We start from the raw sequence: 26728 nt of genomic DNA on the forward strand, positions 1-26728 counted from the left end.
CCAGCGGCAAGCCAGAAACGGCGGGCAAACCGTGGCTGGCAATGGGCGTTTTACTGGGCGCAGCGAGGCGTGGGTTGCAGCTGTTAAGATGGCTGCCTGTTTTACTCAGTCTTTTGGAGCGTTAGTCATGGGCCTTGTCACCCGCGAAGCAGTCGAAACCGCGCTGCGCCAATACACCGATCCCCATTTGAATCAGGACCCGGTCAGCGCCGGTTGCCTGCGTGAGGTCGATATTCAGGGCGGCAAGGTACGGGTGCGTTTGCAGTTGGGTTATGCCGCAGGCTTGTTCAAAAGCGGTTGGGCGCAACTGCTGCAGATGGCCCTGGAAAACCTGGACGGCGTGGACTCGGCCAGTGTGCAGGTCGATTGCGTGATCGAGGCTCACCAGGGCCAGGCGCAGGTGCCGGCGCTGAGCAACGTGAAAAACGTGATCGCCGTGGCGTCCGGCAAAGGCGGTGTGGGCAAATCAACCACGGCGGCCAATCTGGCGTTGGCCCTGGCTCGCGAAGGCGCCAAGGTCGGCATTCTCGATGCAGACATCTACGGCCCCAGTCAGGGCATCATGTTCGGCATTCCGGCCGGCACTCGTCCGCAGGTTAAAGAGCAGAAGTGGTTTGTGCCGATTACGGCCCACGGCGTGGAAGTCATGTCGATGGCCTTCCTGACTGACGACAACACGCCGATGGTCTGGCGCGGGCCGATGGTCTCCGGCGCCCTGCTGCAGCTGGTCACCCAAACCGCCTGGGGCGACTTGGATTATCTGGTGGTGGACATGCCGCCGGGCACCGGTGATATCCAGCTGACCCTGGCGCAAAAAGTGCCGGTGGCCGGCGCAGTGATTGTCACCACGCCGCAGGATCTGGCGTTGCTGGATGCGAAAAAGGGCGTGGAGATGTTCCGCAAGGTCAACATTCCGGTGCTGGGCGTGGTTGAGAACATGGCCGTGCACATCTGCTCCAGCTGCGGGCATGCCGAGCATTTGTTCGGCGAGGGCGGTGGCGCGCGGCTGGCCGAGCAATACGGGGTTGAGTTGCTGGCATCAATGCCGCTGTCGATGCTGATTCGTGAGCAGGCCGATAACGGCAAACCGACTGTGGTGGCTGAACCAGAGTGTCAGATATCCATGGTCTATCAGGAGCTGGCGCGTCTGGTGGGTGCGCGTATCGTCCTGCAAGCAGCCGCAGCGCAAGCCATGCCCACGATTATGGTTAGCGAAGACTAATAGCTGATGGCGTTGCCCGGTGGCAGGATTGCCGGGCAGTGTTCTGGGTGTGCAGGCGAGGGGGGTTAAATCGCAGGCATAAAAAACCCCGCTCGAAAGCAGGGTCTTTTTAGCGAGTAAAGCGCAGGTTAGATAACCTGAACTTCCTCAGCTTGCATGCCTTTCTGGCCGCGGGTAGCGACGAAAGAAACTTGCTGGCCTTCTTTCAGGCTCTTGAAGCCATCGCTCTGGATAGCTTTGAAGTGTACGAACAGGTCGTCACCGGATTGCGGGGTGATGAAGCCGAAGCCTTTTTCATCGTTGAACCACTTAACGGTGCCAGTTTGACGATTCGACATGGTGTATCTCCTAAAACAAATTTAATTACAGCCCTGGAAAAGCCCAGGCCAAGACTGAGTGCAACGAGTAAAAGGAGTCGTGGCGATGATTGGATCGAAATCTTACATCAGGTAGCGATTCACGGTGACACATGCAGCACAGTGGGAACACCATACGTGATTTTTCAGGCCAGTGCTAATTTATCTGCAAGACTTTTGTAGATAAGGATATTGCCAGGTGGAGAGCCGCTATCACCGGCTGCTGACGTCAGGCTTTGAACCCTGTCGCCGGCCCCGGTAATATGCGCTCACCGTTTTATCGCTGCTTTAATTCAGGACAGTCGCCATGAGCATCAAACCGGATAAATGGATTCGTCGCATGGCCCAGGAGCACGGCATGATCGAGCCCTTCGTCGAGCGCCAGGTGCGCACCGAAGGCGCTAACGCGCTGATCTCCTACGGGGTTTCCAGCTACGGTTACGATGTGCGCTGCGCCGATGAATTCAAGGTGTTCACCAATATCAACTCGGCCACCGTTGACCCGAAGAACTTCGATGAGAAGAGCTTCGTCGACGTCAAAAGCGATGTCTGCATCATCCCGCCGAACTCCTTCGCCTTGGCGCGCACGGTCGAGTTCTTTCGCATCCCGCGCAACGTGCTGACCATCTGCCTGGGCAAGAGCACCTATGCGCGCTGCGGCATCATCGTCAACGTGACGCCGCTGGAACCCGAATGGGAAGGCCACGTGACCCTGGAGTTCTCCAACACCACCACGTTGCCGGCGAAGATTTATGCCAACGAAGGCGTGGCGCAGATGTTGTTCTTCGAGTCCGATGAAGAGTGCGAAGTGTCGTACAAGGACCGTGGCGGCAAATATCAGGGCCAGTTGGGCGTCACCCTGCCGCGCACCTGAGTTCGCGGCAGTCATGAAAAAAACCGGCCTCGGCCGGTTTTTTTCTGCCTGATTAGTTTGTCGCGGGCTTAAGCGGTGACCAGGTTGTTCGGCGTGCCTGCTGCCCAGTCCGCGATATTGCTCAGGGTCGTCTCGGCAATCGCGCTCAGGGCTTCACGGGTGAGGAAGGCCTGGTGGGCGGTGATGATCACGTTGGGGAAGGTCAGCAACCTGGCCAGGACGTCGTCCTGCAGGGGCAGGTCGGACTGGTCCTCGAAGAACAGGGCGGCTTCTTCTTCATACACGTCCAGGCCGAGGTAGCCGAGTTGGCCGTCTTTCAGCGCGTCGATCAGTGCCGGGGTGTCCACCAGGGCGCCGCGGCCGGTGTTGATCAGCATGCTGCCCGGTTGCAGGCGCGCCAGGGACTGCTGGTTGATCAGGTGGCGAGTGCCGGGCGTCAGGGGGCAATGCAAGCTGATGATCTGCGCCTGTTGCAGTACCTCATCAAGCGGCAGGTAGCGCACGCCAAGGGCTTGCAGGTCGCGGTCGGGATAGGGGTCGTGGGCCAGCAGCTGGCAGCCGAAGCCGGCCATGATGCGGGCAAAGGCGGCGCCGATCTGGCCGGTGCCGATAATGCCCACAGTCTTGCCGTGTAGATCGAAGCCAATCAGACCGTGTAACGAGAAGTCGCCCTCGCGGGTGCGGTTGAACGCGCGGTGGATACGTCGGTTCAGCGCCAGGATAAGGGCTACGGCGTGCTCGGCGATCGCGAAGGGCGAATAGGCCGGTACCCGCACCACACTTAGACCCAGTTGTTGTGCAGCATGCAGATCAACGTGGTTGTAACCCGCCGAGCGCAGGGCGATCAGGCGTGTGCCGCCGGCAGCCAGTTGCTCCAGTACCGGCGCTGAGAGGTCGTCGTTGATAAAGGCGCAGACCACCGCGCAATGGTTGGCCAGGGCTGCGGTATCCAGCCCCAGGTGGGCGTGCTGATACGCCAGGCTGCAGCCGGGTGGCAAGGCGGCGGCGCTGAAACTGTCGCGATCATAAGGCTGGCTGCTGAACAACATGATGCGCATGGTGGGCTTCCAACTATCTATAGTGCTTGGCTGGGTTGGCCGGTTTCTTCGAGCAATTGCTCGATGGCGGCGTCCAGATCGTCCAGGGCCGCGGCGCTGGCCGGCGAGTTCTGTTTAAGTAGGGTTTCGCAGTGCTGGCAGGCCGCGCGCAGGTGTGGCACCCCGCAGTAGCGAGTGGCGCCATGCAGGCGATGGACGCGCTCCAGAAGCGCGTCTTTGGCGTCGCGGGTGCGGGCGTCCCGAATGATCTGGCGGTCGGCCGCGAGGGAGTCTAGGAGCATGCCGAGCAGTTCGGCGGCCAGGTCGGCCTTGCCGGCGGCCAACTGCAGCCCTTCGGCATGATCCAGCACGCTGGGGCCTTGGGCGGCTTGACGGCGTTCGTTGGCCGGCGCGGGTTGCTGGTGCAGCGGCAAGCCGGTCCACTTGAGTACCACCTGGGCTAGCTGGCGTTCACCGATGGGCTTGGTCAGGTAGTCGTCCAGGCCATTTTGCAGCAGCGAGCGCTTTTCATTGGCCAGGGCATGGGCGGTCAGGGCCACGATCGGCACTGGCGCGCTGTCCTGTGCGGCTTCCCATTGGCGGATCGCTTCGGTGGTTTCGCGACCATCCATTCCAGGCATCTGCACGTCCATGAAAACCAGGTCGTAGCCGTTGCGTTTGACCGCGTCCAGGGCGGCATAGCCGCTGTCGACGGCATCCACGCGGGCGCCGAGATCTTCCAGCAGAGTTTGCACCAGCAGCAGGTTGGCCGGATTGTCATCGACGCAGAGTAAATAGGGCGCGCGGCTGGCGTGCGGGGCGCGGTTGCTATGGCGTTGCGGGCGCGGGCCGCAGAGTTCGCTGAGGGTGCGCTGCAATTTGCGTGTGCAAGCGGGCTTGGCCTGCAAGCGGCTATGGGTTTCGGGCAGAGAGTCGTGAAACAGCGCCTGCTCGGTGGTGGGGCACAGCACCAGGCTTTTACACGCCAGGCGGTCAAGGTCCCACAGCTTCGGGATCAGGCGCTCCGGGGGCAGTTCGCGGGCGGTGATACCGAGTACGGCCAGCTCAATCGGCGCGCTGCTGTGCTGCCGCTGAGCGACGGCGGCGAGCAGGCTGTCGAGGTTGCTGAAGGCCTCGACCTTGAGACCGCAGTCTTCCAGTTGGTGTTGCAGGGCCTGGCGGGCCAACTCATGGCTTTCCAGAATGGCCACTGGCTGGCCGAGCAGCGGCGGGCGCGGTGAGTCGCTGTCATCGTCGTTAGCTTTGGGCAGGCTCAGGCTGATCCAGAATTCCGAGCCTTCGCCGGGCGTGCTGGCAACGCCAATTTCGCCGCCCATCTGCTCGATCAGGCGTTTGGAAATCACCAGGCCGAGGCCCGTGCCGCCGGCCTGACGCGACAGCGAGTTATCGGCCTGACTGAAGGCCTTGAACAGAGCGCGCAAGTCTTCCTCGGACAAACCTATGCCACTGTCCTGCACACTGATGCGCAGTTGCACGCTGTCTTCGCTCTCGTCCTCGAGCATGGCGCGGGTAATGATGGTGCCTTCCTGGGTGAACTTGATGGCATTGCTGGCCAGGTTGGTCAGCACCTGCTTGATGCGCATCGGGTCGCCGACCAGAGACAGCGGCGTGTCGCGGTAGATCAGGCTGAGCAGTTCCAGGTTTTTGGCGTGGGCAGCCGGGGCCAGAAGAGTCAGGGTGTCCTGCAGCAGGTCACGCAGGTTGAACGGGATGCTTTCCAGCACCAGCTTGCCGGCTTCGATTTTCGAGAAGTCGAGGATCTCGTTGATGATCCCCAGTAGGCTGTCGGCCGATTGGCTGATGGTGCCGAGGTAGTCTTGCTGGCGCGGGCTGAGTTCGCCCTTTTGCAACAGGTTGGTGAAACCGATGATGCCATTCAATGGCGTGCGGATTTCATGGCTCATGTTGGCGAGAAATTCCGACTTGATCCGGCTGGCTTCCAGCGCTTCTTTGCGGGCCATGTCCAGCTCGATGTTCTGGATCTCGATGGTCTCCAGGTTCTGGCGCACGTCCTCGGTGGCTTGGTCGACACTGTGCTGCAGTTCTTCCTGGGCGTTCTGCAGGGCTTCGGCCATGCGGTTGATCCCGCCGCCGAGCTTGTCCAGTTCGTGGCTGCCGAGAGGTTCCAGACGAGTCTGTAGGTGGCCTTCCTTGAGCAGGTCAACGGCATGCTTGATCTTATGCAGTGGCTCGTTGATGCCGCGGCTCATGCGCACCGCCATCAAGGCGGTGGCAGCCAGCCCTGCAAGCACCAGCAGCAGGCTGACCAGTAGGCTGCGGTAACCGCGCAGCAACGTGCTGTCGTGGGACAGCTCCAGTTCTACCCAGCCGAGTACCGGCGCCTCGCTGGTGGCTGTGGTTTCGTGGCTATGGTTCAGGTGGCGTTGGCTCACGGCCAGTTGAAAGCGACTGGCGTTGTCGTTGCTGTGTACCTGCAATTGCCGTGATGAGCTGGCAGGCGCTCGGTTGAGCATGCTCGGTCCCGCGTGGGCCAGGAGTTTGTGCTGGCCATCGTACAGGCGTACCGAGCGCGTATCGGCGTGCTCCAGGCTGGCGTCAGCAATTTGCTCCAGCAGGGCGCTGTCGTTGCGCGCCAGTGCAGGGGCGGCGATTGCGGCCAGTTGCTCGGTCATCAGCTGTCCGCGCTGCAGCAGTTGAGCGCGCAGTTCAGACAGTTGCATCCAGGTGAAATAGCCGCCCAGTGCCACGGCCAGCAGGCTGGTGGGCAGTAGCGAGAGCATGAGTACGCGGCTCTTGATGCCGAGATCCTTGAACACAACCCTGCTCCTTGTCTGCGCTAAATACCGAGTCATTGCGGCGGCCAGTGTACCGGTTGGTCTTGGCCCCGACTAATCACAAGGTGCAATAGTCTGGTTGGCTCCAGCGATATGGCCGCCGGCCGTTTGCCGTTATCATAGGCGCCCTTTGATAGCGTGCGGATCGTCTACAGCCATGACCCTGCAGTTTCCGACCATTGCCGAGTGCATCGGCCACACCCCGCTGGTGCGCCTGCAGCGCTTGCCCGGCGCGACGTCCAATACCCTGTTGGTGAAGCTGGAAGGCAATAACCCTGCGGGCTCGGTGAAGGATCGCCCGGCGTTGTCGATGATCAATCGCGCCGAGCTGAGCGGCGCGATCAAACCGGGTGACACCCTGATCGAAGCCACCTCCGGCAATACCGGCATCGCCCTGGCCATGGTTGCTGCGATCAAGGGCTACCGGATGATTCTGATCATGCCGGACAACTCCACCGCCGAGCGCAAGGCGGCGATGACCGCCTATGGCGCCGAGCTGATTCTGGTCGAGAGCATGGAAGGCGCCCGCGACCTGGCCCTGCAGATGCAGGCCGACGGCGTGGGTAAGGTGCTCGATCAGTTCGCCAATGGCGATAACCCGCTGGCCCATTATGCCGGCACCGGCCCGGAGATCTGGCAGCAGACTCAAGGGCGGATCACTCACTTTGTCAGTTCAATGGGTACCACCGGCACCATCATGGGGGTGTCGCGTTACCTCAAGGAGCAGAGCCCGGCGGTGCAGATCGTCGGCTTGCAACCCCAGGAAGGTTCAGCGATTCCGGGTATCCGCCGCTGGCCGAGCGAGTACCTGCCGAAGATTTTCCAGGCTGAGCGCGTTGATCGGGTGATCGACATGGGCCAGGCCGAGGCCGAGCAGGTGATGCGTCGCCTGGCGCGTGAGGAAGGTATTTTCTGTGGCGTGTCGTCGGGTGGCTCGGTGGCCGCCATGTTGCGTCTGTCGGCTGAGGTGGAGAACGCCGTGCTGGTGGCGATCATCTGCGACCGCGGCGATCGCTACCTGTCCACTGGCATCTATGATCAACCCCTTGGCGATGCTTGAAGCCGTTGTTGTGACGGCTCAGGCCGTTTCTTTTTTGTGTGATTGATGATGAGTTGTACTGACCATGGCGAAGCGTGACACGGGCCTGCGATTTCAACCGGCGGGCGGCAGCAAGGCGGTCGCCGTGCCTACGGGCAAGAAGCAGCGCTTGCACATTGAGCGGCTGGCCAACGATGGCCGTGGCATCGCTTTCGTCGACGGACGCACCTGGTTTGTCGCCGGCGCCCTGGCCGATGAGGATGTCGAAGCGCGGGTGCTGGGTGCCCGTAGCCAGGTGGTCGAGGCGCGTGCCGAACGCATCTTTACCAGCAGTGCTCAGCGGCGTGTGGCGCCTTGCGCCCATGCCGGGCAGTGCGGTGGCTGCACCTTGCAGCACCTGCCCCACAGCGAACAATTGGCGCTTAAGCAGCGCACCCTGGCGGAGCAATTGTTGCGCGTCGCCGCCGCCGCGCCCGAAGAGTGGGCGCTACCCTTGGTGGGGCCGGAGTTTGGTTATCGCCGCCGCGCCCGCATTGCGGTGCGCTGGGACGTGAAGAGCAAGCACTTGGCGGTGGGCTTTCGTGCCTCCGCCAGTCAGGACATTGTCGCCATCGCCGATTGCCCGGTACTGGTACAGCCCTTGCAGACGCTGCTGAGCGCCTTGCCTGAGGTCTTGCGTGGTTTGCGTAAACCCCAGGCCCTGGGTCATGTGGAGATTTTCAGCGGCACGGCCATGGCCTTGTTGGTGCGCCATACCGCGCCTTTGGGCGACGAGGATGTGGCTCGCCTGCAGCACTTTTGTCAGGCGCAGAACGCCCAGTTGTGGCTGCAGGGCGAGGGTGATCCGCAGCCGCAGCAGGCGGACGCCGAGCTGGGCTATCGGCTGGAAAGTTGGGACTTGCAGTTGGCCTATCGGCCGGGAGACTTCGTCCAGGTCAACGGCCCGGTCAACGAGGCGATGATCGCCCAGGCGCTGGACTGGCTGGCACCGCAAGCCGGTGAGCGGGTGCTGGACCTGTTCTGCGGGCTGGGCAACTTCGCCTTGCCCCTGGCGCAGCGGGTGGCGGAAGTGGTGGCAGTGGAAGGCGTGGCGACCATGGTGGCACGGGCGCAGCAAAACGCCCGCAGCAACTGCCTGGAGAATCTGCACTTTTATCAGGCGGATCTGTCGAACCCGCTGGATGGCGCCTGGATGTACAAAGGTTTTTCGGCGGTGTTGCTCGATCCGCCAAGGGATGGCGCCTTCGCGGTGGTGAAACAGATCGCCGCACTGGGCGCCGAGCGTGTGCTGTATGTGTCGTGCAACCCGGCAACCCTGGCGCGGGATACGGCGGAGTTGCTCAAGCAGGGTTACCGGCTCAAGCGGGCCGGCATTCTCGACATGTTTCCGCAGACCGCCCATGTCGAGGCAATGGCGTTATTCGAGAGAGGCTAGGAAGCTTCTGGAGTCCAGTGGCCCTGAGTGGCCGCAAGACAAGACCGCAGGCAACCGGCGCGAGTCGGTTGCCGATCAGCAAGGGTAAACACTGATGGTACAGGTACGCGCGCAACAGCCGATCAACACCGACGGCAGCATCAATCTGGATGCCTGGCTGGACCATGCCCTGAGCGTCGATCCGGCGCTGGACCGCGAGGCGCTGAAAAGTGCCTGTGAGTTTGCCCGCGAGGCCGAGCAGCAGGCCAATGCGGCGCAGAACCTGTGGACCGAAGGTACCTCGAGTTTCCGCGTCGGCCTGGAGATTGCCGAGATACTCGCCGACCTCAAACTGGACCAGGACTCTCTGGTAGCGGCGGTGATCTACCGCGGTGTGCGTGAAGGCAAGATTTCCCTGGCCACGGTGCAGCAGCGCTTCGGCCTGGTGGTGGCCAAGCTGATCGACGGCGTCTCGCGCATGGCCGCCATCAGTGACAGCCTCAGCTCGCGCGAGTCGCTGGTGCTGGGCTCCCAGGTGCAGGTGGAAAACCTGCGCAAGATGCTGGTGGCAATGGTCGATGACGTGCGCGTGGCCCTGATCAAGCTGGCCGAGCGTACCTGCGCAATCCGTGCGATCAAGAACGCGCCCGATGAGAAACGCCAGCGCGTGGCCCGTGAGGTGGCGGATATCTACGCGCCGCTGGCCCATCGTCTGGGCATCGGCCATATCAAGTGGGAGCTGGAAGATTTGTCCTTCCGCTACCTAGAGCCGGAGAAGTACAAGCAGATCGCCACTCTGCTGCATGAGCGGCGGCTAGACCGCGAGCAGTACATCAATGAAGTCATGGACCACCTGCGCAGCGAGTTGACGGCCACTGGCATCAAAGCTGACATCAGTGGGCGGGCCAAACACATCTATTCGATCTGGCGCAAAATGCAGCGCAAAGGCCTGGCCTTCAGCCAGATCTACGACGTGCGTGCGGTGCGCGTGCTGGTGCCGGCGGTGCGCGATTGCTACACCGCCCTGGGGATCGTCCATAGCTTGTGGCGGCACATTCCCAAGGAGTTCGACGACTACATCGCCAACCCCAAGGAGAACGGCTACCGCTCGCTGCACACCGCGGTGCTGGGCCCGGATGGCAAGGTCTTCGAGGTGCAGATCCGTACCAGCGACATGCATGAAGAGGCCGAGCTGGGCGTTTGCGCCCACTGGCGCTACAAGGGCACCGACGTTAAAGGCAAGTCTGATCACTACGAGGAGAAGATTTCCTGGTTGCGTCAGGTGCTGGAGTGGCACGAAGAACTGGGCGATATCGGCGGTCTGGCCGAGCAGCTACGGGTCGATATCGAGCCAGATCGGGTTTACGTTTTCACCCCCGACGGTCACGCCATCGACTTGCCCAAGGGCGCCACGCCGCTGGATTTTGCCTACCGGGTGCACACCGAGATCGGCCACAACTGCCGTGGCGCGAAGATCAACGGGCGTATCGTGCCGCTCAGCTACAGCCTGCAAACCGGCGAGCAGGTGGAGATCATCACCAGCAAACACGGTACGCCGAGCCGTGACTGGCTGAACTCCAACCTGGGCTACATCACCACTTCACGGGCGCGGGCGAAGATCGTCCACTGGTTCAAACTGCAGGACCGCGATCAGAACGTGGCGGCCGGTAAAACCCAGTTGGAACGCGAGCTGGCTCGCTTGGGCCTGCCGGCGGTGGACTTCGACAAGCTGGCGGAAAAAGCCAACCTCAAAAGTGCCGAAGACATGTTCGCCGGCCTCGGTGCTGGCGATCTGCGCCTGGCCCAGTTGGTCAACCTGGCCCAGCAGTTGGTGGAGCCGGAGCGCGGCGAGCAACAGTTGGAGCTGATTCCGCGTCGGCCGGGCGCGATCAAGCCGGGCAAGCGCGGCGACATCCAGATTCAAGGAGTCGGCAACCTGCTGACGCAAATCGCCGGTTGCTGCCAGCCGCTGCCGGGCGACCCGATCGTCGGCTATATCACCCAGGGTCGCGGCGTCAGCATCCACCGCCAGGATTGCGGTTCGGTGCTGCAACTGGGCAGTCGCGAGCCGGAGCGGATCATTCAGGTCAGCTGGGGTCCGGTACCGATCCAGACCTACCCGGTGGACATCATCATTCGTGCCTACGACCGTTCCGGGTTGCTGCGTGACGTCTCTCAGGTGCTGCTCAACGAGAAGCTCAACGTGCTGGCCGTGACCACCCGCTCGAACAAGGACGACAACACTGCGGCCATGTCTCTGACCGTCGAGATCCCGGGTCTGGAAGCCTTGGGTCGCCTGTTGGGACGGATCAGCCAGCTGCCCAATATTATCGAGGCGCGGCGCAGTCGAACCAGCGGTTGAGCCGCTGCGCTCGGTCTGGCGTTGTTGAAGCAGCCCGTAGCCCGGATGCAATCCGGGGGGCTTGCCCGTCGGCCATCCCGGATTGCATCCGGGCTACCGCTCGCGACGCTTAGCAATCCCGATTACCTATTCCAAGGGCTTGTCATGTATCAAATCGACGACCTGCTGCACCTGATGGCCCGACTGCGTGACCCGCAGTACGGTTGCCCGTGGGATCTCAAACAGACCTACGCGACCATCGTGCCCTACACGCTGGAAGAGGCTTATGAGGTGGCCGATGCCATCGAACGGGCCGACTTCGAGCACCTGCCCGGCGAGTTGGGCGATCTGCTGTTTCAGGTGGTGTATTACAGCCAACTGGCGCAGGAGGAAGGGCGCTTCGAGTTTGCCGCGGTGGTCGATGGCATTGCCCGCAAGCTGATTCGCCGCCACCCCCATGTGTTTGTCGATGGCGATCTGTATGGCGCGCCCGATGCGGCGCGGCTCGAAGAAGCTGCCGTCAAGCAGCGCTGGGAGGAGCTCAAGGCCGAAGAGCGCGCCGCCAAGGCCGCTGTGCCCGAGCAGCTGTCGTTGCTCGATGATGTGCCCCAGGCGCTGCCGGCCCTAAGTCGGGCGGCCAAACTGCAGAAGCGCATGGCTCAGGTTGGCTTCGACTGGCCAGATGCCTTGCCTGTGGTGGACAAGGTCCGCGAAGAGCTGGACGAAGTGCTGGAGGCCATGAGCGAGAACGACCCGCAGGCCATCAGTGAGGAAATAGGTGACCTGCTGTTTGTGGTCACCAACCTGGCCCGCCACCTCAAGGTCGACCCCGAAAGCGCTTTGCGCGCGGCCAACGCCAAGGTTGAGCGGCGCTTTCGTTTTATCGAACAGGCATTGCGCGAAGCCCAGCGGCCCATTGAGAATTGCACCCTTGATGAACTGGACGCCCTTTGGGGTGAAGCCAAAAAACAGGAAAAGCACGGCCTCGGCTGTGACTGACACTGCCCACCTCTCAACGTGTAAGGCGTAGGTTATGAGTCTTTCCCTTCGTGATCAGCTGCTCAAAGCCGGGCTGGTCAATGAAAAGCAGGCCAAGCAGGCCGGCAAGCAGAAGCAGAAACAGCAGCGCCTGGAAAAGAAAGGCCAGATCGAAGTCGATGACTCGCAGCAGCAGGCCGCCTTGCAAGCCAAGGCTGAGAAGATCGCTCGCGACCAAGAACTGAACCGCCAGCAGCAGGAAAAGGCCGAACAAAAGGCCCGTGCCGCGCAGATCAAGCAATTGATCGAAGTGTCACGCCTGCCCAAGCTGACCACCGAGGATTACTACAACTTCGTCGACGACAAAAAAGTTAAACGTCTGTCGGTCAACAAGTTGATGCGCGATAAGCTCAGCAGCGGCTCCCTGGCCATCGTCCAGCACGGCGGCGGCTACGAAGTGATTCCGCGCGAAGCGGCGTTGAAGATTCAGGAGCGCGATCCGCGCCGGGTGCTGTTGCTCAACACCCAGACCGAGGCACCGGATGCCGATGATCCGTATGCGGCCTATCAGGTACCCGATGACCTGATGTGGTAACGGCTCGTAATTCTCAGGCATAAAAAAGCCGGGCAATGCCCGGCTTTTTTATGCGGTGTCGCGGTTTATTCAGCAATGCCGGTGACAGGCTTGCCGTCGACGCTGCCGTCCTTGAGCATGATCTGGTATTCCTTGCCGTCGGTTTCGGCCTGATGCAGGCGCACCAGCAGGTAGTCCCAGTCTTTGGCGAACCAGAGCACGGTCTTGCGCTTGCTCTTGGTGGGGTCGCGTACTCGCTCGACCTTGATCGCGTCGATCAGACCGGCTTTGGTGCGCACTCGTTCGCTGCCCAGCACGCGAAAATCATAGGTCTCGATTTCGTCGCCATCGACCACTTGGTAGCTCATGCTCTTTTGCCCGGCAGCCACGGCAAATTGCAGTTCCAGCTGATAGGTCGACTTGTCCTGCAGGCCACGATTGAGTGGCAGGCGCACGGACTCGCCGCGGTCATTGCCGATCACCTGTTTTTCCGTCCAGTCGAAATCCTGTTCGACCTTCTTGCTCTTGCCCAAGCCGCTGCGGTTGAGGCGGTAGGTCAGGGGCAGGAAGCTGTTGTTTTCCAGGCGGAAGGTGCTTTCTTCGGTGAGGCTGGCGACCAGCATGGCGGCCTCGAAGCTCAGTTGCCAACGCTGGTCATCCAGGCGCTTGAGGCTGCGTTCGGCGGTGCCGCTGATGGGCAGTTGCTTCCAGTCAGCGGTATAGCTAGCGGTGAAGGGCTTCAGTTCGATGGCCTGAGCCGACAGGCTCAAGGCAGCGAGAACAAACAGCAAGGCGCGGCGCATAGGTTCTCCAGGGTTACGAATCGGCGTAATGCAGCACTTGACCGCTGGCGGGCAGCAGTTGCCCGTCGAGGGTGGCGCCTTGTTCGTGTAGCTGTACCCGGCCTTCGGCGAACCAACGTACGGCCAGGGGGTAGATCTGGTGTTCTGCCCCATGGACACGCTGGGCCAAGGTGTCTGCGGTGTCGTCTGCGGCAATCGGTACTACCGCTTGTACGACCAGCGGCCCGCCATCCAGTTCCTCGGTAACGAAGTGCACACTGCAGCCGTGCTCTCGGTCACCGGCGTCCAGCGCCCGTTGATGGGTGTGCAGGCCTTTGTATTTGGGCAGCAGGGACGGGTGGATATTCAGCAGGCGGCCTTGATAGTGACGGACAAAGCCGGCACTCAAGATGCGCATAAACCCGGCGAGTACCACCAGTTGCGGATGGTGGGCGTCGATAGCTGCCGCCAGGGCCGCATCGAAGGCTTCGCGGCCATCGAACTGTTTATGGTCGAGCACTTGGGTGGCAATGCCGGCAGACTGGGCCCGTTGCAGCCCGTACGCGTCGGCGCGGTTACTGATTACCGCGCTGATCTGCGCCGGGTTGTCGCCGCTGGCGATGTTGTCAATCAGGGCCTGCAAATTGCTGCCAGACCCGGAAATCAGCACCACCACCTTGCACTGGGGTGAAGAACAGCCTGAACGCATCAGTGGCTTTTCAGGTTGTTCAGTACCACGCGCTCGGCACCCGCGGCAGCATTCTCGATACGGCCGATGATCCAGGGTTTTTCACCGGCTTCACGCAGCACGTCGAGGGCGACGTCGGCTTGTTCTGGGGCTACGCAGATGATCATGCCAACACCGCAGTTGAGTACGCGGTGCATCTCGTGCTCGTCAACGTTGCCCTGTTCTTGCAGCCAGTCGAAGATGCTTGGACGGGTCCAGCTGGCCACGTCGATCACTGCCTGAGCGCCATCTGGCAGTACGCGTGGGATGTTGTCGAGCAGACCGCCGCCGGTGATGTGGGCCATGGCTTTGACGGCGCCGGTGTCCTTGATCAGTTGCAGCAGGGCTTTAACGTAGATGCGCGTCGGTGCCATCAGCAGTTCGCTCAGCGGCTTACCGTCGAGCTGAATGGTTTCGATGTCGGCGCCGGACACTTCGATGATCTTGCGGATCAGCGAGTAGCCGTTGGAGTGCGGGCCGGAAGACGGCAGGGCGATCAGGGTGTCACCGGTGGCCACTTTCGAGCCGTCGATGATTTCGGCTTTTTCTACCACGCCCACGCAGAAGCCGGCCAGGTCGTAGTCTTCGCCTTCATACATGCCCGGCATCTCGGCGGTTTCACCACCGACCAGAGAGCAGCCGGCCAGTTCGCAGCCAGCGCCAATGCCCGTCACTACGGTGGCGGCTACGTCGACGTTGAGCTTGCCGGTGGCGTAGTAGTCAAGGAAGAACAGTGGCTCGGCGCCACACACGACCAGGTCGTTGACGCACATGGCGACCAGATCCTGGCCGATGCTGTCGTGTTTGTTCAGGTTCAGTGCCAGGCGTAGCTTGGTGCCGACGCCGTCAGTGCCGGAAACCAGCACCGGCTGCTTGTAGCCTGCCGGGATTTCACACAGGGCACCGAAGCCGCCCAGGCCACCCATGACTTCCGGGCGTGCGGTGCGCTTGGCAACGCCCTTGATGCGTTCGACCAGGGCTTCGCCGGCGTCGATGTCTACACCGGCGTCCTTGTAGCTGATGGAGGGTTGCTTGCTCATGGGTTCAGGCCTTTAAAGGGGAATTCGAGGGGCGACCGGGGGGCTGCGCGCGCCGGTCTGCGAAGGCGCGCGATTTTATCAGGCTTGAACGCTAGCGGCCATCGGCGCATGCCTGCCGGCCATCGAGTGGCTCGCCAGGCTTGCCGTCACGCGGTTTGTGTCGCCCTCAACTGAGGCGGAAGCGGTCCACGGAGTGCCCCAGCTCATCGGCCAGGCGCGCCAGTTCGTCGGTGGTGCGCGCGGTTTGCTCAATGACCTGGCTGTTGTCGTGGGACATGTTGGCGATGTTCTCCACTTGCTGGGCAATTTCGTGGCTGGCCAGGCTTTGTTCACCAATGGTGCGGGAAATGTCGTCGACCAGGCGCGTGGTACTGAGGGTGGCCTCGAGGATTTCACGGATGGCGCGCTCGACATCGGCGGTTACGGTCATGCCTTTGTCCACCTGGGTAACGCCCGCTTCCATGCTGGTCACCGCTTCACGGGTGCTGCTCTGAATGCGCTGTACCATGGACGCGATTTCTTCGGTGGAGGCGCTGGTGCGGCCGGCCAGTTGCCGCACTTCATCCGCCACTACAGCGAAACCGCGGCCCTGCTCTCCGGCGCGAGCGGCTTCAATGGCGGCATTCAGGGCCAGTAGGTTGGTCTGGTCGGCGATGCCCTTGATCACTTGGATGATGCTGAATATCTGCTCTGACTCTTGATCCAGGGTGCGGATTACCTGGGCCGATGCCTGTACGGAATGGGCAATGGCGTCCATATCTTTGACCACCTGGTGAATCACCAGCCCGCCATCTTTGGCCAGATGCTCGGCCTGGTTAGCCATTTGCCGGGCTTGCTCGGCGTGGCGGGTGATTTCTTCGATGCTGGCATTCATCTGGTTGGCCGCTGCGGCCATGGTGTTGGCACCGTCGGTCTGTTGTTGGCTGCTGATGGCGACGCTGTGGCAGCCGCTGCTCAGGCGCTGAGTGATGGCGCTGACGCCGCGGGCCTTGGTCGTGATCAGCTCGATCATTTCACGCAAATCACGCTGCATGCTGGCGAGGCTGCGCACCAGGGTACTGGCTTCATCCTGGCTGCTGGGTTGTTCGATGTACTCGCTGAGATTGCCGGACGCCGTGGCGGTGGCAATTCGGTTGGCGAAGCGCAGCGGCCGCATGATGCTGCTGACAATCCATATGCCCTGAGCTGTCAGTAGAAGCAGGCTGACCAGCAATGCCGCGATAATGGCTTTGTTGGCTGCACTGATGGCTGAATTGGTTTCGTCACTGCTTTGATGGGCGTTTTCCTCGATCAGGCCGCTGAGTGCCTCCATGTCGCCTTCCAGTTGCTCGAAGGCCTTATTGAAGGACGGCAGGGCTTTCTGGCCGAGTTCGGGGTCTTGCAGGCTTTGGCTGACAATTTGCTCGGCGGCTGCCAGGTAGGCATTCAGGTTGGGTTGTACTTGCTCCAGTGCCTGTTTGATGGCGGCGCTGGTGGGCAGTTGCTGATTGGCTTCTAGCACCTTGCGAAAGCGCGCGGCATGCTCCTGCAAGCTGCTGCGCACTTCGTCTGCACTGCTCGGGCTCTTGCCCAGGCCCACCAGCAGGGCTGAAAAGGCATCGGCGCGCAGGGCGTCGTGCATCATGTCCGCTTCCAGATGGTTGCGCAGGGCAGTCAGGCTGACCTGGTTGTCGTTTACTGCGTCCGCTGTGCGGGCATTATTGAACAAGCTGTCCAGGCCCATGAATAGCGCGGCTAGCAGGCCGGTAGCGGTCAATAGCAGTAAGCGTATTTTTATCGACATTCCTGGTCTCCAGAGCGAGCGTTTGCCGGCGTGAGCGCGCGCTTGGCGCACTGCACTTAGGGGCAGTATCGACCGGCATGGGCGCTTGTTTAGCGCTATTGCCCATTGCCGCGGTTGGGGTGGCTGTTTAAGGTATAGCCACTCTTTAGCCTTTAAGTCGTCCGAGAAACTGATGCGCCTCATTGCCCGCTTGTTTGTCAGCTGTTTGTTCTTGTCTAGTTTGCCGCTCTCGGCAGAGACCTTGACCAGTCTTTATCAAGTGCGTGAGGTGGTGAACAGCCAGCAACCGACTGAGCGCGAGGCGGCGTTAAGCCGTGCACTGGACACGTTGGTGTTGCGCCTGACAGGCGATCCTGCAGCCTTGCAGAGCCCGGCCGTGGCGGAGTTGCGCAAGAATCCGCAGCAGTTGATCAGTCAGTACTCCTATCAAAGTGGGCCACCCCAGGTGTTGCAGGTGGATTTTGATCCGCTGAGCAGCGAGCAAACCCTGCGTCGGGCTGGTTTGCCTTTGTGGGGCGCCAACCGTCCGGCAATTCTGGCCTGGTGGCTGAATGAGGCCACTGATGGCAGTACTTTGGTAGGTGATGCCCAGGCCGCCGCTCCCTTGCTGCGCGATGCCGCTCAACATCGCGGCCTGCCGCTGCGATTGCCGCTGGCGGACCTGGATGAGCAATTGCTGGCGACTGCCGAAAACCTTTCGGCGAATCAGCCGGCAGCCTTGCAGCAGGCGTCTACCCGTTATGGCGCTGACGCCTTGCTGACCGTACAAGCCCGCGAGGCGGACGGACAATGGCAGGCGCAATGGCGTCTGTGGTTGGGCGAAAGCCGCGAGCAGGGCACGGCTCAGGGCGCCGATCAGGCGGCCTTGGCTGATGCTGTGTGGTTGGCCGTCAGTCAGCGCCTGGCGCCGCGTTTTGTCAGTCGTCCGGGCGCCGCCCAAGGTCTGCAGCTGGAAGTGCAGGGCGCCAACCTGGCACGTTACGCCGAGCTTCAGCGCCTGCTTGAGCCTTTTGCTGCACGCCTGCAGTGGGCTAAGGGTGATCGCCTAGCGTTTCGTCTAAATGCCAGCCCTGAGCAGTTGCGTGCCCAGTTAGCATTGGGGCGTTTGCAGGAAGGCAGCGTCGCTGTCGATCCGGCAGCCCCGGCGACGGCTGCGCCGGTCGATGGCAGCGAGGCCTTGCAGTTTCACTGGTAATGCCCGCGATGCGCAGCTTCAGCCGCTTGGAGCTGCAGTATCTGGCTGATTTGTATAGACTTTCCCCGTCCTATAAAGAGTCTTGCGGCGGCTTTGCGAAGTTGCCCCGCCCGTTATGATCCCGATCCAGCTGCCTCTGGGGGTGCGTCTGCGTGATGACGCCACCTTCGCCAACTACTACCCCGGCGCCAACGCGGCGGCCCTCGGCTATGTCGAGCGGCTGTGCGAGGCGGAAGCCGGTTGGACGGAAAGCCTGATTTACCTGTGGGGCGGCGAGGGCGTGGGTTGCAGCCATTTGCTCCAGGCCGCCTGTTTGCGCTTCGAGCAGCGCGGCGAGCCGGCGGTGTACCTGCCGCTCCGTGAGGTGGCGGACTACGGCCCAGAGTTGCTCGATAACCTGGAGCAGTGCGAGCTGGTGTGTCTGGATGATCTGGATGCAGTGGCGGGACGGCGTGAGTGGGAAGAGGCGCTGTTTCACCTGTTCAATCGCTTGCGCGACAGTGGCCGGCGTCTGTTGTTGTCGGCCAATTGCTCGCCAAGAGAGTTGCCGGTCGGTCTGCCGGACTTGCAGTCGCGACTGACCCTGGCGTTGGTGTTTCAGCTGCAGTCGCTGTCCGATGAGGACAAGCTGCGGGCCCTGCAACTGCGTGCTTCGCGCCGTGGCTTGCAGTTATCAGACGACGTCGGGCGTTTCATCCTGACCCGCGGCACCCGCAGCATGAGTGCCCTGTTCGAGCTGCTCGAACGGCTCGATCAGGCGTCCCTACAAGCCCAGCGCAAGCTGACCATTCCCTTTCTGAAAGCCACCCTCGGCTGGTAGCCGCGGCCCCTGCACGTGCAGGGGGCAGTTAACGCTCCGTCAGAGTTCACCAGCGAGGATGCGGTCGTACTGAAAGCGCCAGCGGGTGTACATCAGCGCGGCGCAGAACAGGCTGACGCTGAGTAGCACTTCGATCCAGCCCAGCAGGCTGCGGGCCGGGTCGAAGGCCGCCAGTACGCCCTTGATGAAGTACAGGTTGACCACGAAACAGGCCCAGGCATAGGCGCGCGCCTTGCCCAGCAGCAAGCCGGGAGCCAGCAGGGCCAGTGGTGCCAGCTCGATGGCCATGATCACTTCGGTGCGCGCGCCATGCAGGTCGGCGAACGCCAGGTTCCACACCACCAGCAGTACGGCCAGGGCGAAGAAGCTGAACAGGCTGATGGCGCGGCTGATGCTCAGGCGCGGCTGCAGCCAACTGATGGCGGGCAGGGGTTTGGCGATTTTAGCCACGGGTGTTCTCCAATTGCTGAGCCAGTTTCGCCAGGCGCAGGCCAAGGGCGCGGCACAGGGCGGTTTCGTCTTCATCGAGTGCGCGCTTGCCGTCGGCGCCGGCATGGTGGCTTGGGCCGTAGGGTGTGCCGCCGCCGCGGGTGCTGAGCAGTGCGCCTTCGCTGTAAGGCAGGCCGCTGATCAGCATGCCGTGGTGCAGCAACGGCAGGAGCATCGACAGCAAGGTGGTTTCCTGGCCGCCATGCAGGCTGGCGGTGCTGGTGAACACGCCGGCCGGTTTGCCGACCAGGCCGCCGGTAAGCCATAGGTTGCTGGTGCCATCAAGGAAGTACTTGAGCGGGGCGGCCATGTTGCCAAAGCGCGTCGGGCTGCCTAGGGCCAGGCCCGCACAGTGCTGCAAGTCATCAAGGCTGGCATATAGGGCGCCTTCAGCCGGAATCTCCGGGGCGACTTGCTGGCATTCGCTGGACACTGCCGGCACCGTGCGCAGGCGCGCCTCCAGGCCGCCGAGCTCGACGCCGCGAGCGATCTGGCGGGCCATTTTTGCGGTGGCGCCATGGCGGCTGTAATACAGCACGAGAATGTAAGGCGTGCTCATGGCAGCAGCTCAAGCAATTTTTCGGTGGGGCGGCCGATCACCGCGCGGGCGCCAGCAATTAGAATCGGGCGCTCAATCAGTTTCGGGTGGGCGGCCATGGCGCTGAGCAGGTGTTCTTCGCTGAGGCTGACGTCGGCCAGGTTGAGGGCCTTGTATTCCTCTTCGCCGCTGCGCAGCAATTGCCTGGCCGGCAGGTTTAGCTTGCTCAGCAGCTCGCGCAATTGCTCGACGCTGGGTGGGTTTTCCAGGTAGCGCACAATGGTTGGCGTCAGGCCGCGGGCTTCGAGCAGCTCCAGGGCGGCGCGCGATTTCGAGCAGCGCGGATTGTGATAGAGGGTCAGATCGGTCATTTGCGGGTCGCATCTTGCCTGGTGAGGCGGCTATTCTAACCGCGTCTGAGCGCCGGCCTGCATCTTGTATGACCGATACGCCTCACGGGCCGCCACGGCCTTTGCTTATCAAGGAGATGTAATGCGCCAGCGGCTACACGATGTTCTGGATTTCTGGCGTTTTCTGCTGCAGCGCTTTCTCGCCGACCGCGGCATCAGCAGCGCGGCAGCCCTGACCTACACCACCCTGTTTGCGGTGGTGCCAATGATGACCGTGACCTTCGCCATGCTCTCGGCAGTGCCGGCTTTTCAGGGCGTTGGCGAGCAGATCCAGCACTTCATCTTTCGCAATTTTGTGCCCTCTACCGGTGCTGCGGTGCAGGAGTACCTGTGGGCCTTTACCGAGCAGGCGCGGCAGCTGACCTGGGTGGGCGTGCTGTTGCTGGCGGTCACCGCCTTTATGATGCTGGTGAATATCGAGCAGGCATTCAACACCATCTGGCGAGTGCGCAAGAGCCGGCGCGGGGTGTCCAGCTTTCTGCTCTATTGGGCCATTCTCAGTCTCGGACCTCTGCTGCTGGGCAGTGGTTTTGCGATCAGCACTTACCTGACCTCGACCTCTTTACTGAGCGGGCCTGATGCCGTGGCAGGGGCCAAGACGCTGCTGAGTTTTACTCCGCTGCTGTTCAGTGTGGCGGCCTTTACCCTGATTTACGCGACGGTGCCCAATGCTCGGGTGCCGCTCAAGCATGCGCTGATTGGTGGCGTGTTCACGGCCAGCCTGTTCGAGGTAGCCAAGGCGTTTTTCGGCCTTTATGTGAGCTTCTTTCCCGGCTATCAGCTGATTTACGGTGCTTTTGCCACGGTGCCGCTGTTTCTCCTGTGGTTGTATTTGTCCTGGCTGATCGTGCTGTTCGGTGCCGAACTGGTGTGCAATCTGTCGGCGCCACATCATTGGCGTCGCCGCGGTTTGCCGCGTCTGCTGGTGTTGTTGGGTGTGCTGCGGGTTTTTCACCTGCGCCAACAGCGTGGGCTGGTGGTGCGCCATAGCACGGTGCAGCGCGCGGGTTGGCAGTTGCCGGGTGACGAGTGGAGTGAGGTGGTGGCGTTTCTTGAAACCGAGAAGCTGATCTGCATGACCGGTAACGATGGCTGGGTGCTGTCGCGCGATCTCTCCACGTACAGCCTGTACCAGCTGATCAGTCGCTGCCCATGGCCAATTCCGCGCCTGGAGCAGTTACCGGCGCAGCTGGACGAGGCCTGGTACCCAGGTGTGCGGGCGGCGTTGGAAAGCCTTTACGCGCAAGAGTCGGAACTGTTCAGCGGTAGTCTGGCGCTGTGGTTGCGGGCCGGCGACGAGTGAAAGGCTGTCTGGCCTGATCAGTCGATCAGGCCAGACGCAGTGGATAGCGTGATACCGATGGCGTGCACAGGTTGCTGGCCGGCAGCGGCAGGATGGCCTGGTTGTTGACGCTGGCCAGTTGCAGCCAGAGATTCTCTCCTTCGACAAACTGCCCATTGGGTAACCACAAGCCGTGATGCCAGCCATTGCCTGGCTCCGGGGTGCTTTGCATAACGCCTGGATGGGTTTGGGCGCTGGGGGCCCGGCGCAGCCACACGGGGCGTGGCAGGCCCTTTAGGTAGCGCAGGCCAAGGTGCAGGCCTTCAGCGTTCTGATGGCGCCAGCGCACCAGCGCCAAGGTGGGTGTGCCGCTCTCGGCGAGCACCAGCACCAGTTGACCGACAGGCAGATGGGCGCCTTGATCGCTGTTGCAGATCAAGCGAGCCCCGCCGGCGCTGGCATCCAGCATTAGGGTGGCGCAGTGCTGTGGGCGCTTCTCCAGCAATTGGGCGTGAATGTCATTCAGGCCGATGACCAGGTTGCATGAGCCCTCAAGGTCGGAGCGGTCATGGCGGCGTTGCTGACGCCCCAGCCAGTGCGGGCGTACCCGTTCCAGCAGCGCTCGTTCGGCGGTGGTTTGCAGCGGAGCGGGCTCATGCAGGGCCACCAGCAGGGCGCCCAACTCCAGGCGCCGCAGTTGGCTAGCGTCGCCTTCAGGGGATTGCTCGTAGGTCAGGCAGGCCTGGGACGCGCCGAGGTCGACAATCGGGCCGTCCGACTCTTCCTCGTCATCCCAGGGCAGCAGGCGCGCAAGGCCCGCCAGTGGGGCGAGGGCGCCGAACAGCAGTGGGCTTTCACCTTCAGCCAAGTGAAACGGGTTGCTCAGGGCCAGGATCAAGGCCTGCTGATACAGGCCGCGCAAGGTGCAGGCCGGTGCAGGCAGGAACGCGGCAGAAATGTGTTCGTCCAGGCACTCCTGGTGCTCGCCGATCCAGTACAGCAAATGGCTGTCGCGCCACAGGCTGGGTGGCGGCTCCTGGTAGAGCTGGTAGTGGCGCAGCAAGCTTTGCGCAAGAAAGTGTTGGGCCATATACAGGCACCAGGCCAGGTGCGGCCGTGACGGCTGTCGGCCTTGCAGTATCTGCAGCAGCAGGCGTTTGAAGCCGGCCGCCAGCTCGCTGCACAGGCGTACAAACAGCGTGGGCGGTGCGCTGTGATCGGCGTACGCGCTGGCGTAATGCCGATAGGCATCGCTGAAGCTTTGCAGGGCGCGCTGTCTTTCAAGTAAGGTCATGGCGCTGCGATTGAGGCGAAACAGCAGGCTCAGTACCTCCTGCAGTGCGCAGTCGCTGTCTAGCAGGCGCGCAGCCGCCAGGCGCTCGTTGAGGTCGGCCAGCGAGGATGCTTCCTCGTTGAGGATATCCGGCACTTCCAGGCGCAAGGCATCCAGCGTCATATCAACCCCGCGAGGATCGACAGCATGGGAATGCAACTCCATTGGTTCAAGGGGCGAATGCTCATAGGGGGCCTGGCCGTATTATTACTGGCGGGGTGTGGCGAGAATTACGGCATTGATCAACATGGTAGAAAGGTAACGGCTGAGAGTCTTGAAGGCCAGTGGTTGCTGATTAATTACTGGGCAACTTGGTGTGCGCCATGCCGGGCTGAAATCGGCGAGTTCAATCACTTGGCCGGACAACTCAAGGGGCAGCCGGTCAGCGTGCTCGGGGTTAATTTCGACGGCTTGCAGGGCGCGGAGCTGAGCAAGGCCAGTGCAGAACTGGGGATCGACTACCGGGTCTTGGCCCAGGACCCGGCGGAGCGCTGGCAATTACCGCGCGCCGAGGTGCTGCCGGTGACCTATATCGTCGGACCGGATGGCGTGCTGCGTGAGCGTTTGCTCGGTGAGCAAACCTCGTCAGGGTTGCAGGCGCGTTTGGCGCAATTACAAGAAGGTGAGCACTAATGGCGCGCGTATGTTGGCATGCCTTGGTTCGTGGTCGGGTGCAGGGCGTGGCGTATCGGCAACACACCGATGAGCAGGCTCAGCGCCTGGATCTTGATGGCTGGGTACGCAACCTGGAGGATGGTCGGGTTGAGGTGCTGTTTGAGGGCGAGACAGACGCCGTGCAAGCACTGGCGACTTGGCTGGAGCAAGGGCCATCAGCGGCAGAGGTTACCGAGGTCACCTTGAGCGAAATGCCGCTGCAGGGGATGGTGGGCTTTATCGTGCGGCGTTGAGCACTTGGCCTAATGCGGTGGTGTCAGGCGACTGACTACCACCGCATGAGGGTGAGTGGCTTAGTCGTTGGCGCCAGGGTCGGCGGCCAGGCGGCCAGCGTTTTTTTGCAGGCTCTGGATAAACTCCAGCTGCAGTTCAGGATCATTGCGGGTCAGCTCGATCAGGCTTTGCTCCAGTTCGCTGGCTTCTTCTTCCAGGCCCAGTTCTGCGAGGCGTTTGACCCGGTGTACCCACTCGGCCACGCCACTGCCTTCCAGGTCGTCGTAGATCAGCCCATGGGCTTCCACCAGCTTGCCCCGTAGTGCGCGGCTAACAGCCAGGCTGGCTTCGGCCTGGGTGCCGTCTTGCGGGTCGCTGACACTGATCAGCAGGGTGCCTACCTTGCTGATCCCGGCTTGATCGGCAAACGGGCTGTCGAGCAGGTTGAGCCGCAGCATGCCTTTGTTATCGGTACTCAGCTCATAGCTGTGTCCGCCCGCTTTGACCGTGACGTTGCGTTCACTCCAAGGCAGGCTGGTGTACTCGGTACGTCGCTCAACTTGTTGTTCGTCAATGTTCGCCAGGTTCTGCTGCGAGCGGCCATGGGACTCGACGTTGATGAATGGATTGAGCCCGGCAAAGCCGTAGTCGAACCAGCCCTTGGTGGCGCTGTCCGGGACGTTGCCGAAGGTCAGGATGTTAGCGACGTTGGCACCTACACCGGCCACCACGGCGACGGCGCCGAGGGGGATTTCATAGAGTTTGCGCCACGCCTGGTAAGGGGTGTAACGGTCGTAGTGACGGTTGACCTCGAACTCGGTCACGTCGAAGGTTTTCTGCTCCAGGATGCGCACACGGCGCTGGGGCAGTTCGAGGACCTTGGGTTCGCCGACATCAATCTGCAGGCTGTGCGCGAGCAGTTTGCGCTCGACGCGCTCCTCATGTTCGCTGCGTTGCGACAGCTGATTGGCGCAGCCGCTGAGCAACAAGGCGCCACCGAGGGTGGCGACGAGGGGAAGATTGAGTCGGCTGTACATGACGCCTCGATCAGCCGCGAATGCGGGCTTGCAGGAAGGCCAGAACGTCGGCAGCTGGAATCGCTTGCGCCTCGGTCTCGCGGCGGCTCTTGTATTCCAGGTTGCCGTCAGCCAAACCGCGATCGCTGATAACGATGCGGTGCGGAATGCCGATGAGTTCCATGTCGGCAAACTTGATGCCGGGGCTGGTCTTCTTGTCGCGGTCGTCCAGCAATACTTCAAAACCAGCGGCGGTCAGCTCAGCGTAAAGCTTGTCGGTAGCCTCGCGTACCACTTCGGTTTCATAGCGCAGCGGTACCAGAGCAATTTGAAACGGCGCCAGGGTGTCGTTCCAGAGGATGCCGCGCTCATCGAAGTTCTGCTCAATGGCAGCCGCCACTACGCGCGATACGCCAATGCCGTAGCAACCCATGGTGAGGATCACGGGTTTGCCGTTTTCGCCCAGCACCTGGCAGTTCAGCGCCTGACTGTACTTGGTGCCGAGCTGGAAGATATGCCCGACTTCGATGCCGCGTTTGATCACCAGGGTGCCCTGGCCGTCCGGGCTTGGGTCGCCCTCGACCACGTTGCGCAAGTCGGCGACGGCCGGCAGCCGCAGGTCGCGTTCCCAGTTGACGCCAAGGTAGTGCTTGTCGTCGATGTTGGCGCCGACGGCGAAGTCGCTCATCAGAGCCACAGAGCGGTCAACGATGCACGGCAGCGGCATGTTCAGCGGGCCGAGTGAGCCAGCACCGGCGCCGATGGCGTCACGCAGCTCGGCTTCCCCGGCAAAGACCAGCGGGCTGGCAACCAGTTCATGGTTGGCGGCTTTGATTTCGTTCAGTTCGTGGTCGCCACGGATGATCAGGGCGATCAGCTTGCCCTCTTCGGCGGCGTGTACGACCAGGGTTTTGACGGTTTTTTCGATGGCCAGGTCGAACTGGCTGACCAGCTCGTCGATGGTCTTGGCGTTTGGCGTGTCGATCAGGCGCAGTGCTTCAGTCGCCGCACCGCGTGCGGTTTCCCGTGGGATGGCTTCGGCCTTCTCGATGTTAGCGGCGTAATCGGAGCTGTCGCTGAAGGCGATATCGTCTTCACCAGACTCGGCCAGCACGTGGAATTCGTGGGAGCCGGTGCCGCCGATGGAGCCGGTGTCGGCTTGTACCGGGCGGAAGTTCAGGCCCAGGCGGGTGAAGATATTGCAGTAGGCCTGGTGCATACGGTCGTAGGTCAGCTGCAGGGAGGCCTGGTCCTGGTGAAAGGAGTAGGCGTCCTTCATGATGAATTCGCGACCACGCATCAGGCCGAAGCGCGGACGGATTTCGTCACGGAACTTGGTTTGAATCTGGTACAGGTTGAGCGGTAACTGCTTGTAGCTGTTGAGCTCGTTACGGGCCAGATCAGTGATCACTTCTTCATGGGTCGGGCCTGCGCAGAACTCGCGGCCGTGACGGTCTTTAACCCGCAGCAATTCTGGGCCGTACTCTTCCCAGCGACCGGACTCTTGCCATAACTCGGCAGGCTGGAACAGCGGCATCAGTACTTCCAAGGAGCCGGCGGCGTTCATCTCTTCACGCACGATGGCCTCGACCTTGCGTAGTACGCGCAGGCCCATCGGCAGCCAGGTGTACAGGCCCGAGGCGAGGCGGCGGATCATGCCGGCGCGCAGCAACAGTTGGTGGCTGATCACAACTGCATCAGAAGGGGTTTCTTTGAGAGTGGAGAGCAGATACTGGCTGGTGCGCATGATTGGCCGTTTTGTCAGTTGCGAGGA

25 protein-coding genes and 1 pseudogene are annotated in these 26728 nt (G+C 61.9%); 12 read left to right on the forward strand and 14 right to left on the reverse strand.

What is annotated here, in order from left to right; translation table 11 throughout:
* The first annotated feature begins 127 nt into the window (after positions 1-127).
* On the forward strand, positions 128-1222 hold the full coding sequence (gene apbC, locus AC56DI_RS09105) for an iron-sulfur cluster carrier protein ApbC (RefSeq protein WP_496345877.1): 1095 nt from the start codon (positions 128-130) through the stop codon (positions 1220-1222).
* A 128-nt stretch (positions 1223-1350) separates the two neighbouring features.
* On the opposite strand, the gene AC56DI_RS09110 is transcribed toward apbC, so the two are convergent.
* Positions 1351-1560, reverse strand: coding sequence for a cold-shock protein (locus AC56DI_RS09110; protein WP_014336857.1), 210 nt, complete (start codon positions 1558-1560; stop codon positions 1351-1353).
* Positions 1561-1885: 325 nt separating this feature from the next.
* Between AC56DI_RS09110 and dcd the strand changes: the two genes are divergently transcribed.
* A complete protein-coding gene (gene dcd / locus AC56DI_RS09115) occupies positions 1886-2452 on the forward strand; it encodes a dCTP deaminase (RefSeq protein ID WP_324517974.1) in 567 nt (188 codons plus the stop codon).
* 68 nt (positions 2453-2520) lie between these two features.
* Here dcd and AC56DI_RS09120 read toward each other — a convergent pair whose 3' ends face one another.
* Positions 2521-3510, reverse strand: a complete 990-nt coding sequence (locus AC56DI_RS09120) for a 2-hydroxyacid dehydrogenase (RefSeq protein WP_496345878.1) — start codon at positions 3508-3510, stop codon at positions 2521-2523.
* A gap of 17 nt (positions 3511-3527) precedes the next feature.
* A complete protein-coding gene (locus tag AC56DI_RS09125) occupies positions 3528-6287 on the reverse strand; it encodes a response regulator (RefSeq protein ID WP_496345879.1) in 2760 nt (919 codons plus the stop codon).
* A 175-nt stretch (positions 6288-6462) separates the two neighbouring features.
* Between AC56DI_RS09125 and cysM the strand changes: the two genes are divergently transcribed.
* From cysM to AC56DI_RS09150, 5 genes are all read left to right on the forward strand, one after another.
* The gene (gene cysM / locus AC56DI_RS09130; protein WP_496345880.1) at positions 6463-7365 is read left to right on the forward strand and encodes a cysteine synthase CysM; all 903 of its coding nucleotides are present in this window, start codon (positions 6463-6465) and stop codon (positions 7363-7365) included.
* Positions 7366-7429: 64 nt separating this feature from the next.
* Positions 7430-8779 (forward strand): 23S rRNA (uracil(1939)-C(5))-methyltransferase RlmD, encoded by a 1350-nt coding sequence (rlmD, locus tag AC56DI_RS09135; protein ID WP_496345881.1) that lies wholly within the window; start codon positions 7430-7432, stop codon positions 8777-8779.
* Positions 8780-8873: 94 nt separating this feature from the next.
* Positions 8874-11120, forward strand: coding sequence for a GTP diphosphokinase (gene relA / locus AC56DI_RS09140; protein WP_496345882.1), 2247 nt, complete (start codon positions 8874-8876; stop codon positions 11118-11120).
* A 144-nt stretch (positions 11121-11264) separates the two neighbouring features.
* Positions 11265-12098, forward strand: a complete 834-nt coding sequence (gene mazG / locus AC56DI_RS09145; RefSeq protein ID WP_496345883.1) for a nucleoside triphosphate pyrophosphohydrolase — start codon at positions 11265-11267, stop codon at positions 12096-12098.
* A gap of 34 nt (positions 12099-12132) precedes the next feature.
* Positions 12133-12672 carry a DUF2058 domain-containing protein gene (locus tag AC56DI_RS09150; protein ID WP_324517967.1) on the forward strand — a complete coding sequence of 180 codons (540 nt, stop codon included), beginning with the start codon at positions 12133-12135 and terminating at the stop codon, positions 12670-12672.
* A gap of 65 nt (positions 12673-12737) precedes the next feature.
* Here AC56DI_RS09150 and AC56DI_RS09155 read toward each other — a convergent pair whose 3' ends face one another.
* The 5 genes and pseudogenes from AC56DI_RS09155 to AC56DI_RS09175 all read right to left on the reverse strand — a co-directional run.
* Positions 12738-13454, reverse strand: a complete 717-nt coding sequence (locus tag AC56DI_RS09155) for a DUF3108 domain-containing protein (RefSeq protein WP_496345884.1) — start codon at positions 13452-13454, stop codon at positions 12738-12740.
* A 13-nt stretch (positions 13455-13467) separates the two neighbouring features.
* Positions 13468-14142, reverse strand: a complete 675-nt coding sequence (purN, locus tag AC56DI_RS09160) for a phosphoribosylglycinamide formyltransferase (protein ID WP_496345885.1) — start codon at positions 14140-14142, stop codon at positions 13468-13470.
* Complete coding sequence (purM, locus tag AC56DI_RS09165; protein ID WP_422588348.1) at positions 14142-15200, reverse strand: phosphoribosylformylglycinamidine cyclo-ligase; 1059 nt, start codon at positions 15198-15200, stop codon at positions 14142-14144. The genes purN and purM overlap by 1 nt, the downstream gene beginning before the upstream one ends.
* 166 nt (positions 15201-15366) lie before the next feature.
* Positions 15367-16356, reverse strand: a complete 990-nt coding sequence (locus AC56DI_RS09170; protein WP_496346145.1) for a methyl-accepting chemotaxis protein — start codon at positions 16354-16356, stop codon at positions 15367-15369.
* Positions 16357-16461: 105 nt separating this feature from the next.
* Positions 16462-17166: pseudogene (locus AC56DI_RS09175) on the reverse strand (MCP four helix bundle domain-containing protein); the annotation flags it as partial.
* Between AC56DI_RS09175 and AC56DI_RS09180 the strand changes: the two are divergent.
* Together AC56DI_RS09180 and hda are read left to right on the forward strand one after the other, a co-directional pair.
* The gene (locus AC56DI_RS09180; protein ID WP_496345886.1) at positions 17156-18178 is read left to right on the forward strand and encodes a DUF2066 domain-containing protein; all 1023 of its coding nucleotides are present in this window, start codon (positions 17156-17158) and stop codon (positions 18176-18178) included. The pseudogene AC56DI_RS09175 and the gene AC56DI_RS09180 overlap by 11 nt on opposite strands.
* 115 nt (positions 18179-18293) lie before the next feature.
* On the forward strand, positions 18294-18998 hold the full coding sequence (gene hda, locus AC56DI_RS09185; RefSeq protein ID WP_496345887.1) for a DnaA regulatory inactivator Hda: 705 nt from the start codon (positions 18294-18296) through the stop codon (positions 18996-18998).
* 39 nt (positions 18999-19037) lie between these two features.
* Here the strand turns inward: hda and AC56DI_RS09190 are convergent, their stop codons facing one another.
* From AC56DI_RS09190 to arsC, 3 genes are read right to left on the reverse strand one after another with little or no spacing between them, the layout of a single operon-like run.
* Positions 19038-19448, reverse strand: coding sequence for a DUF2069 domain-containing protein (locus AC56DI_RS09190; protein WP_496345888.1), 411 nt, complete (start codon positions 19446-19448; stop codon positions 19038-19040).
* Positions 19441-20046 carry an NAD(P)H:quinone oxidoreductase gene (wrbA, locus tag AC56DI_RS09195; RefSeq protein ID WP_496345889.1) on the reverse strand — a complete coding sequence of 202 codons (606 nt, stop codon included), beginning with the start codon at positions 20044-20046 and terminating at the stop codon, positions 19441-19443. The genes AC56DI_RS09190 and wrbA overlap by 8 nt, the downstream gene beginning before the upstream one ends.
* On the reverse strand, positions 20043-20396 hold the full coding sequence (gene arsC / locus AC56DI_RS09200; protein WP_496345890.1) for an arsenate reductase (glutaredoxin): 354 nt from the start codon (positions 20394-20396) through the stop codon (positions 20043-20045). The genes wrbA and arsC overlap by 4 nt, the downstream gene beginning before the upstream one ends.
* A gap of 121 nt (positions 20397-20517) precedes the next feature.
* On the opposite strand from arsC, the gene AC56DI_RS09205 reads away from it, so the two are divergent.
* Entirely contained in the window at positions 20518-21738 is a 1221-nt protein-coding gene (locus tag AC56DI_RS09205) for a YihY family inner membrane protein (RefSeq protein WP_496345891.1), read from the forward strand.
* 25 nt (positions 21739-21763) lie between these two features.
* Here the strand turns inward: AC56DI_RS09205 and AC56DI_RS09210 are convergent, their stop codons facing one another.
* Positions 21764-23173: a PilZ domain-containing protein gene (locus tag AC56DI_RS09210; protein ID WP_496345892.1), complete on the reverse strand. Its 1410-nt coding sequence runs from the start codon at positions 23171-23173 to the stop codon at positions 21764-21766.
* 24 nt (positions 23174-23197) lie between these two features.
* Here AC56DI_RS09210 and AC56DI_RS09215 point away from each other — a divergent pair, with 24 nt between their 5' ends.
* Together AC56DI_RS09215 and AC56DI_RS09220 are read left to right on the forward strand one after the other, a co-directional pair.
* On the forward strand, positions 23198-23683 hold the full coding sequence (locus AC56DI_RS09215) for a TlpA disulfide reductase family protein (RefSeq protein WP_496345893.1): 486 nt from the start codon (positions 23198-23200) through the stop codon (positions 23681-23683).
* A complete protein-coding gene (locus AC56DI_RS09220) occupies positions 23683-23958 on the forward strand; it encodes an acylphosphatase (protein WP_496345894.1) in 276 nt (91 codons plus the stop codon). The genes AC56DI_RS09215 and AC56DI_RS09220 overlap by 1 nt, the downstream gene beginning before the upstream one ends.
* Positions 23959-24018: 60 nt before the next feature.
* Here AC56DI_RS09220 and AC56DI_RS09225 read toward each other — a convergent pair whose 3' ends face one another.
* Positions 24019-24975, reverse strand: a complete 957-nt coding sequence (locus AC56DI_RS09225; protein ID WP_496345895.1) for a hypothetical protein — start codon at positions 24973-24975, stop codon at positions 24019-24021.
* 10 nt (positions 24976-24985) lie between these two features.
* Positions 24986-26701 carry a proline--tRNA ligase gene (locus AC56DI_RS09230; protein ID WP_496345896.1) on the reverse strand — a complete coding sequence of 572 codons (1716 nt, stop codon included), beginning with the start codon at positions 26699-26701 and terminating at the stop codon, positions 24986-24988.
* Positions 26702-26728 lie beyond the last annotated feature (27 nt).

It is taken from the genome of Pseudomonas sp. BGA-UO-ETr-WB11 (assembly GCF_059567785.1).